10 protein-coding genes are annotated in these 12002 nt (G+C 75.4%); 4 read left to right on the top strand and 6 right to left on the bottom strand.

Annotated features, from left to right (window positions below):
• Nucleotides 1–71 precede the first annotated feature (71 nt).
• The 3 genes from HHX40_RS33635 to HHX40_RS33625 are packed head-to-tail and all read right to left on the bottom strand — an operon-like array spanning nucleotide 72 to nucleotide 2740.
• Nucleotides 72–509, bottom strand: a complete 438-nt coding sequence (locus HHX40_RS33635) for a carboxypeptidase-like regulatory domain-containing protein (protein ID WP_182883793.1) — start codon at nucleotides 507–509, stop codon at nucleotides 72–74.
• 25 nt (nucleotides 510–534) lie between these two features.
• Complete coding sequence (locus HHX40_RS33630) at nucleotides 535–1098, bottom strand: RNA polymerase sigma factor (RefSeq protein ID WP_208759317.1); 564 nt, start codon at nucleotides 1096–1098, stop codon at nucleotides 535–537.
• 55 nt (nucleotides 1099–1153) lie between these two features.
• Nucleotides 1154–2740 (bottom strand): S8/S53 family peptidase, encoded by a 1587-nt coding sequence (locus HHX40_RS33625; RefSeq protein ID WP_182883792.1) that lies wholly within the window; start codon nucleotides 2738–2740, stop codon nucleotides 1154–1156.
• Nucleotides 2741–2903: 163 nt separating this feature from the next.
• On the opposite strand from HHX40_RS33625, the gene HHX40_RS38040 reads away from it, so the two are divergent.
• Nucleotides 2904–5519, top strand: a complete 2616-nt coding sequence (locus HHX40_RS38040; RefSeq protein ID WP_220499893.1) for a CHAT domain-containing protein — start codon at nucleotides 2904–2906, stop codon at nucleotides 5517–5519.
• 11 nt (nucleotides 5520–5530) lie between these two features.
• Here HHX40_RS38040 and HHX40_RS33615 read toward each other — a convergent pair whose 3' ends face one another.
• Nucleotides 5531–7399 carry a helix-turn-helix transcriptional regulator gene (locus tag HHX40_RS33615; protein WP_182883791.1) on the bottom strand — a complete coding sequence of 623 codons (1869 nt, stop codon included), beginning with the start codon at nucleotides 7397–7399 and terminating at the stop codon, nucleotides 5531–5533.
• A gap of 96 nt (nucleotides 7400–7495) precedes the next feature.
• Between HHX40_RS33615 and HHX40_RS33610 the strand changes: the two genes are divergently transcribed.
• Both HHX40_RS33610 and HHX40_RS33605 read left to right on the top strand, forming a co-directional pair.
• A complete protein-coding gene (locus HHX40_RS33610; protein WP_182883790.1) occupies nucleotides 7496–8308 on the top strand; it encodes a hypothetical protein in 813 nt (270 codons plus the stop codon).
• Between the two features lie 4 nt (nucleotides 8309–8312).
• The gene (locus tag HHX40_RS33605) at nucleotides 8313–9269 is read left to right on the top strand and encodes a hypothetical protein (RefSeq protein WP_182883789.1); all 957 of its coding nucleotides are present in this window, start codon (nucleotides 8313–8315) and stop codon (nucleotides 9267–9269) included.
• A 14-nt stretch (nucleotides 9270–9283) separates the two neighbouring features.
• Here the strand turns inward: HHX40_RS33605 and hisN are convergent, their stop codons facing one another.
• On the bottom strand, nucleotides 9284–10069 hold the full coding sequence (gene hisN, locus HHX40_RS33600) for a histidinol-phosphatase (protein WP_182883788.1): 786 nt from the start codon (nucleotides 10067–10069) through the stop codon (nucleotides 9284–9286).
• A gap of 82 nt (nucleotides 10070–10151) precedes the next feature.
• On the opposite strand from hisN, the gene HHX40_RS33595 reads away from it, so the two are divergent.
• Nucleotides 10152–10595, top strand: a complete 444-nt coding sequence (locus HHX40_RS33595) for a DUF4442 domain-containing protein (RefSeq protein ID WP_182883787.1) — start codon at nucleotides 10152–10154, stop codon at nucleotides 10593–10595.
• A gap of 34 nt (nucleotides 10596–10629) precedes the next feature.
• Here the strand turns inward: HHX40_RS33595 and HHX40_RS33590 are convergent, their stop codons facing one another.
• Complete coding sequence (locus HHX40_RS33590; protein ID WP_182883786.1) at nucleotides 10630–11967, bottom strand: PLP-dependent aminotransferase family protein; 1338 nt, start codon at nucleotides 11965–11967, stop codon at nucleotides 10630–10632.
• Nucleotides 11968–12002 lie beyond the last annotated feature (35 nt).

Below are 12002 nucleotides of genomic sequence, written 5' to 3'. Positions count from 1 at the left end.
GCCGTCGAGGTCGTCGCCCTCTCCCGCTCAAGGAATGGTGGGGGAGGGCGACGACGTGTCGCCGCCGGAGGTCAGACGGTGACCCACTCGGTGGTGAACGCGGCGTCGCCGGCCCGGCAGCGTACGCTGAACGGCCCGGGCGGCACGTCGCCGATGACGAAGCGGCCGAGGCCGTCCGTGGTCACCGTGCGGGGCGCGGCCCCTCGCACCTCCACGGTCGCCTGCTGCGCGGGCATCACCTGGCCGACGACACGCCCGCCCGCGCCGGACGGGGTGATCTCCAGGTCGATCGACACCCCGGGGCCGTCGAAGGTCAGCAGCCGGGGTTGCGCACCGCCGCGCACCGGGGCCGGTCCGGCCAGGGAGTCGAAGGTCAGGTCGGCGAGCTCGGCGTCGGCCGTGCGGAAGGCGTAGGCCCCCCTCGCGACGCGCAGGAGGCTCTCCGGCACCGGGTCGAAGAGCTCGGCGGCCCGGCGCAGCCGCCCTTCCAGCTCGGTGTCCTCGTTCACGCGGCGCCTCCTCGAATCCGGCGGCTCATCCGGCGAGCAGCTTCCGCAGATGTGCCAGGCAGCGGCCCCGGGTCGGTCCGATGCTCCCGATCGCGATGCCGAGGCCGGCCGCCACCTCGGCGTACGACGGCGGGGGCGAGGCCATGAGCACCCGCAGCAGGCGCCGGCAGTTCTCCGACAACCGCTCGTACGCCTCCCAGACGCTCCGCAGCAGCGCCTCCTGGCCGTCGGCCTCCTCGGCGTCCAGGACCGCCCGTTCCGGCGACCGGTCGTCGGCGCCGGGGGACAGCACGTCCAGGTCGCTCGTCGGGATGACCCGGCGGGAGCCCCGGATGACCTTGAGGCACTCGTGCCTGGCGGTCGTGGCCAGCCACGAGCCGACCCGGTCCGGTTCCTTGATCCTCCCGAGGTTGTCGGCGAGCCGGAACCAGCAGGTCTGGAAGACCTCGTGGGCGTCGGCGTCGATGAGCCGGTAGGACCGGATGACCGACCACACGAGCGGGCTGAGGCGCCCGACGAGCGCCTCCCAGGCCGCGCCGTCGCCGTCGGCCGCGGCCCGGAAGAGGTGTTCCGTTGAGTCGCTGTCCACGCGGCCCGTCCTCACATCCGGGGGTGAGCATGGTACGCAGTATCCCGGCCCGGTGCTACCGGACTTCCTGGTCCACGAGCAGCCGCGGCAGCGGCTCTCCGTCCCGGTCCCGGACGGCCTGGGCGTGGGCCCGGCCGAGCAGCCACCGGGCGGCGACCCGGCTCGACTCCCCGGCGGCCGACATGCGGGCGGCGATCAGACCGGCGACGAGCGGCGTGGCGAACGACGTGCCGCTCCACCGGGCCAGGCCGTGGAACAGCCCGTCACCGGGGTCGTCGTAGCCGTCCTCGTCCTCCGGCCTCTCCCCGAAGATCTCGTCGTCGGGGTGCAGGGGGGTGTAGGAGCCGAACGCGAAGGCGTTCACGAGGTAGGAGCCGCGGGCGTAGACGCTCACCCAGGGGCCGTGGTCGCTGTACACCGCCCGGCGGCTCTGCGTGGCGTCGAGCGCTCCGACGGCGATCACGCTCGGGTCGTGCCGGGCGTACGCCGCGGGGTAGAAGGGGGCGGAACTCGCGTCGTTCCCGGCCGCCGCCACCAGCACCGTCCTGTCGCGCCTGTGCAACTCCTCCATGAAGGCGTCGAGGCTGCGGAGGGACTCGCCGGGCAGGGGACGCACGCCCGCGGAGAGGCTGATGACGTCGGGCCAGGCGCCGTTGCGGTCCTCGTAGTCGGCGAGGGCGTCGAGCAGATGGCGCCCGAATCCGTCCGCGTCCGTGGTCCCCGCCCACTGGAGCCTGTTGTAGGTCCGCACCCTGGCCCTGGGCGCCACGCACCGCACCACGCCCGTGATGAACGTTCCGTGGCCGACGTACTCGTGGACGACGCCGCTCGCCGCCTGGCCCCTCAGCTCACCCGCGACCTCTCCGGTGGGGAGAGACGTCGAGTCCCAGGGCTCGCCCGGCAGCACGCGCGGGGGCACGTCGTCCAGAAGGTCCGAACCGTCCCGCTGCTCCAGCCTGCCGGTCACGCGGCCGTCCTCGTCCCGCAGCCAGGGGTAGACCTCAAGGCGCTCGTCCAGGTCCCAGTTCACCACCAGGCCGGTGTCGATCACGACGACCGACGTGCCGAGCCCGGCGCCGGCGTCCCTGTTCACCGGAGGGACGGGAAGCCTGCGGGACGGCACGCGGGGCTCGTCCGCCGGGCAGAGGTTCACGTTGCAGATGGAGACGAGGTAGTTGGGGCTCACCCGCGCGCCGTCCGGGAGGCCGCGCAGCGCGTCCAGCACGCGCGACCCGCCCGTCCCGGGCTCCGCGGTCAGCCGCATGACGGTCCCCGCGGACGACTCGCGGCTCCGCGCGACGTCCTCCTCCACCCCGGGCACGAGGCGCCGCAGCTGGTCGCGGCCCTCCTCGTCATGGCAGACCAGCACGTCCTTCTCGTAGACGTATCCGGGCTCGAAGTCGTCGAGGGGCGGAGGAGCGAGCGTCGTGAGCCCCGCGGCGAGCGCCTCGCGATACCCGCGGTCCTCCGGAGACCGGACCACGTGGCATCGGGCGACGGGGCCCTCGGGGTCGCGCGTGGCGGACGCCTCGGCCACCTCCAGCCACATCCCGGCCGGCAGTTCCGCCAGGACCAGCCCGAACTGCCGCCAGAACCGGCGGTGGAGGGCGTCCCTGGAGGGCTGCTCCGGCGTCGTGTCCATGACGGTCCCTTTCCTGTGGTCGCTCGGATCCTCTATCAGGAGCGGCGTCACCCAACGCTGATACACCGGCCGGCGAGAGCCCGGGCGGAACCGCCGGCAGGAGGCGGGCCCCGATGGGCAGCAGTGTGGACGAACCGGCGGGCCCGCGTCTAGCATCCCTTCCGTGGCCGGGGACCCCCGAGATCCGCTCGACCTGCTGCCCCTGGTCTTCTCCCAGCCGCGGAAGGCCCTCGCGGGCGCGCGTGCCCTGCTCGCCGGTCGGCCCGGCCCGTTCGAGGCGTCGGTGGCCCACCACGTCCTCGGCCTGTTCGAACGGGACTTCGGCGACCTCACGACCGCCCTCGGGCATCTGCGCCGGGCCCGCGCGCTGGCCCGGAGGACGGGCTCGGCCACCCGCGAGGCCGACGTCCTGGCGACTCTGGGCATCGCCCTCGTCCACTCCGGCCGTACGCGGCCGGGCCTGGCCGCGCTCGACCAGGCCCGCGAACGGTCGGCGGGCGTGTCCGCGGCCAAGATCCTGTTCCTGCGGGCGGGGGCGCTGTGGATCCTCGGCCGGCACCGGGAGGCCCTCGACGACCTGCGGCGGGCGCTCCCGGAGCTGCGCGAGGCGGGCGACACGATCTATACGGCCCGGGCGCTCACCCTCCGCGCCACCCTGCTGCTCGCGCTCGGTTCCGTGGAGCGCGCGGACCAGGACTTCCTCGTCGCCGAGCGGCTGTGGGCGACCACGGACCAGGAGCACGACAAGGTCGTGGCGCTGGAGAACCGCGGTCGCGCCGCCTTCCGGTCGGGAGACCTCCCGGCCGCGCTCGGCCACTTCGACGAGGCGGCCGGACGTTACCTCGCCCTGGGCACGCCCGCCTTCGTCCTGGAGATGGAACGCTGCGCCGCGCTCATGGCGGCGGGGTTGCCGCGCGAGGCACTCGAACGCGCGGACGCCTCGATCGACCTGCTCGACCGGACCGGCGGGCAGCCCACGAGGCGGGCGCAGCTCCTGTTCACCGCCGCGGGCGCGGCGCTCGCGGCGGGCGACCCCGAGACGGCCATCGCGCGGGTACGGCCGGCGATCCGGCTGTTCGCGGCGCAGAAGCGGGAGTGGTGGGAGACGCACGCCCGCCTGACACTGTGCCAGGCCCGCTTCGCCTCGGGGCGGATCTCCCCGAGCCTGGCCCGGGACGCCGCGGCCCTCGCCGCGACGTTGTCCCGGCTGGGCTCACCCGAGGACGTCCAGGCGTTCCTGCTGGCCGGCCGGGCCGCGCTCGCGCTGGGCCGGGCCGAGGAGGCGGCGCCCCACCTGGCGCGAGCCGCGCGGGGGCGGTTCAGGGGACCGGCTTTCGCGCGGGCTGACGGCTGGCTCGCCCACGCGTTGCGGGCCGAGTCCGAGGGGCGGCCCCGGGGCGTGCTCCACGCGTGCCGCCGGGGGCTCGACGTGCTCGACGAGCACAGGCTGACGCTGGGCGCGTCCGAGTTGCGGGCCCGCGCCACGGCCCGGGGGGCGGAGCTGGCCGCGCTCGCCCAGCGGGTCAGCCGCCGGTCCGGGGACGCGCGGCGGCTCCTCGCGTGGAGCGAACGCTGGCGGGCGACCGCCCTGGCGGTGCCGCCCGCGCGCTCGCCCGGCGACCGGGAGCTGCTGCGCGATGTGACGGCCTTCCGCGAGATCGCGAGCCGGGCCGACGCCGCCCGCTCCGCCGGCGCCCCCGTCGCCTCGCTCGATCGGGAGCGGGCGCGGCTGGAGCGGGAGATCCGCGGCCGGACGCTGACCATGCGCGCCCGGGGCGAGCCGGGCGGCGACCGTTTCGACGCCGGGGCGCTGCTCCGCAGGCTCGGCGGCACCAGGCTGGCCGAGATCGCCGAGGTCGACGGTGACCTGCACGTGCTGCTGTGCGGCGAAGGGCGGGTCCGGGGGTACGGCGCGGGGCGGATCGCCGACGCGGCGGCCGAGGTGGAGCATCTGCGCGCGGGGTTGCGGCGGCTGGCCTACGAGGGAGCGCCCCGGCGGCTCGCGCTGGTCGAGGAGGCCGGCCGGCGTCTCCAGGACATGCTCTTCGGGCCGGCCGCCCGGCATCTCGGGGAGGGGCCGATCGTGATCGTCCCGCCGGGGCGCCTGCACGGCGTGCCGTGGGCCGTGCTCCCCGCGCTGCGCGACCGCGTGGTGAGCGTGTCGCCGTCCGCCCGCGCCTGGCTGCGGGCGGTCGATCTCGTCCCTCCGCCCGCCGGCGGCCCGGCGTCGGGAATCGTGCTCGTCCGGGGCCCCGGCCTGGGCAGCGGCGGGGGAGAGGTGCCGCCACTCGCCCGGCTGTACGGCGGCGCCACCGTCCTGGAGGAGGGTGGCGCGACGGCCTCGGCCGTCCTCAAGGCGATCGACGGCGCCCGGCTCGCGCACATCGCCGCCCATGGGATCTTCAGAGCCGACAGCCCGATGTTCTCCAGCCTTCGCATGGCCGACGGTCCGCTGACCGTGTACGAGTTCGAACGGCTGGGCCGGGCACCCCACCGGATCATCCTGCCGAGCTGTGACTCCGGCGGTCTGCAGCCCGTGGGCGCCGACGAGCTGCTCGGCCTCGCGGCCGCGCTGCTCCCACTGGGAACGGCCGGCATCGTCGCGGGTCTCGTCCCGGTGCACGACGAGGCCGTGATCCCCCTGATGCTGGCGCTCCACGCCGGGCTGAGCGCCGGGCGTTCCACCGCGGAGGCTCTGCGCGACGCCAGGCGGGAGATTCCGGACGATCCTCTCCACCAGGCGACCGCGTGGTCCTTCACGGCGATCGGCGGGGCCTGACGGGAACGTTCCTACGCCAGGCCGATCAGCCGTCCCAGAGAGCTCCTGTCGCTGCTGCCGAGCCTCTGGTAGGCGCGGCACAACTGGTTGCCGACGGTGCGGATCGACAGGCCGAGCCGCTGGGCGATCTCCCGGTTGGTGAGACCGGCCGCGGCGAGCGCGGTGATCTGCCGCTGCCGCGGGGTGAGCCGAGGGGTGGCGAGGCCGGTCAGCACCGGGGTGCGGGCCCCCTGGCAGGCGCGGGCCAGCGCCGACGCGTGCGCCAGGGACGCCGCGGCGGCGCGGCCGTTCCGGTGGGCGTTCGCGGCGTGCCCGGCGGCCTCGGCCGCGTGCAGCAGCAGACCGAGGTCGGCCAGCCTGCGCGCCGCCTTGTCGAGCGCCGCCCCGTCCCGTGCGGCCAGCGCCGCCGCGTGCTCGGCGAGCACGGCCGCGAGATCGCCGCTCATCGTCTCGGCCAGGCGGTCCAGCCGCTTCGTCACCAGTTCGGGCGCGCCGAGCCGGGCCACGTCGTGCAGCGCGAACAGGTCGTCCGCACCGTCACGTCTCGCATTCCCCGCCGCCGCGAGCGCGCACCGCAGCGCCCCGTCCAGGTCGCCCCGCGCGGCCAGGACCCACGCGCGGGCGGACGCGTCGTCTCCGCACCGGCCCAGCGCCTCCTCGGCGGTGCGCAGGTCACCGATGTGGGCGGCGGCCCGGGCGAGCTCGGCGGAGCAGGCGTGGTGCCCGGGGGCGCGCCGGGTCCCCTCGCCGCTCCAGGCCACCGCGTCCCGGACCTCCCCCCGCAGCCGGGCGAGCCACGCCCTGCGGGCGCAGAACTCGGCCATCCCGGGCTGCTCCCAGCCCGCGTCGTCCTCGGTGAGGCGTTCACCCGCACCCGGGACGAGCCCCGTGAGATCCCCCGCGTAGCCGCGTGCCGTCAACTCCGCGACCTGCGCGGAAAGGGCACGCGCCACATCCCGCGGCGGCCGGGCCGTGCCGGCGAGCCGCCGTGCGCGCAGGCGGCCGACACCGGCGCGCAGAGCGGCGCCGAACAGGGGGTGGGCCAGCCGCACCCGTAAGTCGTCGTCGATCACGACCAGGCCCCTGGCCTCCAGCCGTTCCAGCACGGGAGCGGCGGCGGCCCCGGCCTCCAGCGGTTCGGCGAAGGCGACGAGCTCCAGGGCCTCCCGTTCCGCGTCGTCGACCTCTCCGATCTCCGCCGACACCAGATCGCGCAGCGTCGCCGTGACCGGCACCTCGCCCCGCCAGCGCCACACGCCGTGGGCCCGGTCCAGGGCGGACGCCTCACGGGTGGCGGCGACCAGCTCGCGCAGCAGCCGCAGGTCGCCTCCGCAGACCCGGTGGAACCGCCGTACGGTGAGCTCTTCGACGTGGGCCCCGAGCACGTGGGCGAGGAGCTCGCCCGTCCGGGGCACGGACAGCGGCGTGAGGTCGAGACGGGGCAGCAGGTGCCGCCGCCATAACTCCGCCACGGCCTCGGGCGCCGGTTCGTCCGCGCGGACCGTGACGAGCAGATGCGCGCCCCCGTGCGCGGCCAGGTGGTGGACGAGGGCCGCGGACGCGTCGTCGAGCAGGTGGGCGTCGTCGATCACGAGCACCCGCACCCGATGCAATACCTGTACGGCCCGGCTGAGCGAGTCGGCGGCCGCTCCCGGCAGCAGATGGGCGAACGCGCCGAAACGGAGCGACGCGCCCCCGCGGGTCCCCGTCACCCGGACGTGCGCCAGATCCGCGACGGCCTCCGCGGCCAGCCTGCTCCTCCCCGTGCCCGCCTCACCGGCGACGACGATGCCGCGCCTGACGCCGCGTACGGCGGCGCGCACCGTCTCGAGCTCCTCCGCCCGGCCGCAGAACGGCCATCGGTCTCGTGGATCGTTCATGTCCTCATGAGCCTTGTGGCGTGCGCCTGATACATCCGCTCTTGTGAGTAGGGGGCTACTCTTGGCGGGCCCTCGCGGCGTTCTTACCGTCGCCCCATGGGACGCCGCAGGACAGTGATTCGCAGAGCCGTTCAGGCGCGGGCCGGCACGAGCCCGCGACACCGGTGGGCATGGATCCTGCCGATCGCGCTCGTCGTGATCGCGCTGGCCGGCTGTGATGATCCGCAGACGGACGGGGGAACGGCCTCGGCCGCGACCGATGCCGCGACCGGCGCGGCGGGCGGCGGCGGGAAAGGGCCGAAGGGCGGGGCGGGGCCCGGAGGCGGCGGGGGAAACGGGCGCAAGACCGGGCACTTCACCCTCACGTCGGGCCCGACGCTCGACGGCGACTTCAGCGGCCCCCAGGGTACGGGGGGCGGCGGCAGCACCTGCGTGACGCTGTCCAGCCCTATCCCCGGCGAGGTGCGGGTCGTGCGGGTGCGCCTGGTGCAGGACGGCCCGGGAGAGATGACCGCCGCTCCCGGAGGTTATCCGTGTACGTTCGACGGCCCGGCCGCTTCCTGCGAGGGGACGGTGCTCACCCCGGGGGGATCCGTCTGCCCGTTCGGGCTGGACGGAGAAGGAGACGCCGACTCGAAGGCACGGCTGGTCCTGACGCTGCAGCGGACGTGCGTCGACCACGAGGCCCCCGTCTGCGACGGCATCCCAGCGTCGCCCTCGCCCGCCGAGCCGGCCGTCGTGACCTGGAAATACGCCCTCACGTACTACTACTGCCCCAATCCGTCCGAAGGCTTCCCCGGCATCCGCGCCGCCCCCTGCCCCCCGCCGTCGGGGCCGCCGTCCACCACGCCGAGCCCCACCGGCGAACCCACCGATCAGGTGCCGACGGACGAGCCGGCACAGGGGTGAGGCCATGACCGAGGAGAGGGAGGAGGAGGCCCCGCAGCCGAGTCCGCTCGAACGCAGGTTCGCCGCGTTCGCCCAGGCCGTGGGCATCGGCGCGCTGCCGCCCAGCATCGCCGTCGGCCTGCTCTTCTACTTCGGTTACGTGTCGAGCCGCCGCCGCTTCGCCCTGTTCGGCCTGGATCTCGACATCCTCGACCTGCCGACGCAGGCGGTGCTGCTGTACGGCTCCGAGGCGCTGTGGTTCCCCCTGGCCGCGCTGTTCCTCGTCGCGCTCCTGGCCCTGTGGGGCCACGTCGAGATCAGCCGCCTCGTACGGCGCCGCCGGCGCGCGTCGATCGACGATCCCGCCGTGCGGTCGCCCGCGCTGACGGTGACGGGATGGGCGTTGCTCGTGGTGGGCGTACTCCTGGTCGGCAGGGGTGTGGCGGGGACGCTCGCCCCGGACGTCGCCGCCCGCGAGGCGCCCGGGACCAGCGCGCTCTGCCTCGGCGCCGGGACCCTGCTCGGCGCCTACGGCCGCTGGCTGGTCACGTGGCGCCGCGTCCACCGGCAGCGGCTGCTCGAACGCGCGGCGGCCGTGGCCGTCGTCTCGCTGGCGGTCGCGAGCCTGTTCTGGGCCAGCGCCGGCTACGCGATCGCGTACGGCAGGAGCCGCGCGGCCGACTTCGTCGCCGGCCTCGACCGCCGGCCCGAGGTCGTGCTCGACACCACCGAGCCGCTCGACCTGGGGCCCGAGTTCGCGGGAGCCACCGAGTCGAGGCTCCCCAAGGCCAAGGGCCGCCGGTTCGCCTACCGGTACCACCACCTGCGCCTGCTCACCGAGTCCGGCGGCCGCCTGTTCCTGATCCCCGCCGAATGGCCGACCGGCTCCCGGTGGCCCCTCGTCTGGCGGGGCGGCGGCACGCTCGTCGTGCCGTACGACGAGCACGTCCGGCTGTCGTTCCTGCCGTACGCCGGTCCCTGAGGTTCAGATGAGGTTCAGCGGGGGGACAGGCGCTTGAGCACCTCGTCGTGCAGCAGTCCGTTGGTGCAGACGAGGTTGCCGCCGTCGAGCGGGGAGGCGCCGTCGAGCGAGGTGCAGGAGCCGCCGGCCTCCTCCACGATGATCGTGAGGGCCGCCATGTCCCACGGCGACAGCTCGGGCTCGGCGGACACGTCCACCGCGCCCTCCGCGACCATCATGTGCGACCAGAAGTCGCCGTAGCCGCGGCTGCGCCAGCATGCCCGGGTCAGGTCGAGGAACGGTTCGAGCCGCCCGGCCTTCTCCCATTCCTCCAGGTCGGAGAAGGAGAACGAGGCGTCGTCGAGCCGGCCCACCGACGAGACCTCGCAGCGGGACGCCTTGCTCAGGCTGCGGCCGGTCCACGCGCCGCCCTCCTTGGCGGCCCACCAGCGGCGGCCGAGCGCGGGGGCCGAGACCACGCCCGCGACGACCCTGCCGTGCTCCATCAGGGCGATCAGCGTGGCCCACACGGGCACCCCGCGGACGTAGTTCTTCGTCCCGTCGATCGGATCGATCACCCACGAGCGCATGCCGTACCCGGTCGTGCCGAACTCCTCGCCCACGACGGCGTCGCGGGGCCGGGCGCGGCGGAGGGTGCCCCGGATCGCCTCCTCGACGGCCCGGTCGGCGTCGCTGACCGGGCTGAGGTCGGGCTTGGTGTCGACCCGCAGGTCGACGGCCTTGAAACGGCGCATCGTGATGTCGTCGGCGGCATCGGCCATCAGGTGCGCGAGGTTCAGGTCGTCGCGATACTCCGTCACATGCCCCAAGGTATCGCGACCCTCCCCGTTCGCATCGGCGGACGGATCACTCCGGGCCGTACCACTCGGTAACATCTCGGCCATGGACATCGCCGCCTTTCTCCTCGACAGCGTCCCGTTCGCCCGGCTGCTCGGCATCACGTTCGACTCGGTCGGCTCCGGCACGGCGGTCGCCCGCCTGGCCGACCGGGAGGACCTGCGCAACCACATCGGCGGCCCGCACGCCGGCGCCCTGTTCACGCTGGCCGAGACGGCTTCGGGCGCGGCGATGCTGTCGGCGTTCGGCGACCAGCTCACGCGGGCCGTGCCGCTGGCGACCGGGGCCGCGATCCGCTACGTGAAGCTCGCAACGGGCGAGGTCACGGCCGCCGCCACCCTGCGGGCGGGGCGGGAGGAGGTCGTCGCCCGCCTGGACGCGGGGGAACGGCCCGAGTTCGAGGTCGGCGTCGAGATCCGGAACGCCGAGGGCGTCGTCGTCACCGAGATGACCGTCTCCTGGACCCTCCGCCCCAACCGGGACGCCTGAGCCGGTCCGCGGCCGGCCCGCGGTCAGTCGGCGGTCAGTCCGCGAGGACCTCGTCGGGGGAGGACCTGGCGAGCCGGGCGAGGGTGGCCAGGGCGAGCTCCAGCGTCTCCGCCGGAGGGGAGGCGAGGCCCAGGCGGACGGCGTTCGGCGCGCGGTAGTCGCCGACCGCGAACGCCGCCGCCGGGGTGACGCCGATGCCGTGCCGCGCCGCGGCGGCCACGAACGTGTCGGCCCGCCACGGGGGCGGCAGCTCCCACCAGCAGTAGTACGACCTCGGGTCGGCGCGCACCGCGAACCCGCCGAGGTGACGCGCCGCGATCTCCTGCCGGGCCTCGGCGTCCCGCCGTTTGCCGTGGCCCAGCGCGTCCAGCACACCGCCCGCGGCGAGCCGGGCCGCCGCGTCCAGCGCGAACCGCGACGGCGCCCAGCCTCCCGAGTGCAGCGCGGCGGTCACGCCGGGGACGGCGGCCTCGGGTACGACGGCGAACCCGACGGTCAGGCCGGGCGCGACCCGTTTGGAGAGGCTGTCCACGAGGATCACGCGATCGGGCGCCACGGCGGCGAGCGGGGGCGGATCGGGCCGGAGGAAGGACCAGACGCCGTCCTCCACCGCGGGCAGGTCCAGCCGCGCGAGCACGTCCGCGAGTTCGGCGCGGCGCTCGACCGGCATGCTGACCGACAACGGGTTGTGCAGCGTCGGCTGGACGTAGAGCGCCTTCAGCGGGGCCCGGCGCGCGGCGGCCTCGACGGCGCCGGGGACCAGGCCCGCCTCGTCGGCCGCCAGGGGCACGAGGGTGACCCCGAGCCGGGCCGCCATCGTCTTCAGGACGGGGTAGGTGAGCTCCTCGACGCCCAGCCGCGAGCCGGGAGGGGCCAGCGCGGCGACGGCGGCCGCGATCGCCTGGCGTCCGTTGCCCGCGAACAGCACCCGCGCGGGGTCCGGCCGCCACCGCGCGCGGGCCAGCAGGTCCGCCACGACCTCACGGGCGTCGGCGGTGCCCGCCGCGCCCACCGGCCGCAGGGACGCCTCCAGCAGGTCGGGGCGCAGCAACGGCCGGATGCCCTCCCCCAGCAGGCGGGCCTGCCCGGGGATGAGGGGATGGTTGAGCTCCAGGTCGATCCGGGTGGCGGCGGGCTCGGCCAGGACCGTCCCGGCGTGCCGGGCGGAGGCGCGGACGAAGGTGCCCCGGCCCACCTCGCCGACCGTCAGGCCGCGACGGGTCAGCTCCGCGTAGACCCGTGCCGCCGTGGACCCGGCGATGCCGCGCCGCCGGGCGAAGTCCCGCTGCGGCGGCAGCCGGTCACCCGGCCTCAGCCGCCCGGCCGCGATGTCGGCGGCCACCTCGTCGGCCAGCTTCCGGTAGTCGTCCACGGTCTCCTCCTCTCAATTGCTCCGAGAGCAATATA

This window comes from Microbispora sp. H10949 (genome assembly GCF_014161435.1).
In the GTDB taxonomy this organism is placed as follows: Bacteria; Actinomycetota; Actinomycetes; order Streptosporangiales; family Streptosporangiaceae; genus Microbispora; species Microbispora triticiradicis.
The sequence above is the reverse complement of the archived record's forward strand: the minus strand, read 5'-3'. Positions and strand labels throughout refer to the sequence as shown.

Bases quoted from the DNA above. Each gene is read 5' to 3' on its own strand.
- HHX40_RS33625 (WP_182883792.1), bottom strand. From the start codon at position 2,740: ATGGACACGACGCCGGAGCAGCCCTCCAGGGACGCCCTCCACCGCCGG.
- HHX40_RS33615 (WP_182883791.1), bottom strand. From the start codon at position 7,399: ATGAACGATCCACGAGACCGATGGCCGTTCTGCGGCCGGGCGGAGGAG.
- HHX40_RS33610 (WP_182883790.1), top strand. From the start codon at position 7,496: ATGGGACGCCGCAGGACAGTGATTCGCAGAGCCGTTCAGGCGCGGGCC.
- HHX40_RS33605 (WP_182883789.1), top strand. From the start codon at position 8,313: ATGACCGAGGAGAGGGAGGAGGAGGCCCCGCAGCCGAGTCCGCTCGAA.
- HHX40_RS33595 (WP_182883787.1), top strand. From the start codon at position 10,152: ATGGACATCGCCGCCTTTCTCCTCGACAGCGTCCCGTTCGCCCGGCTG.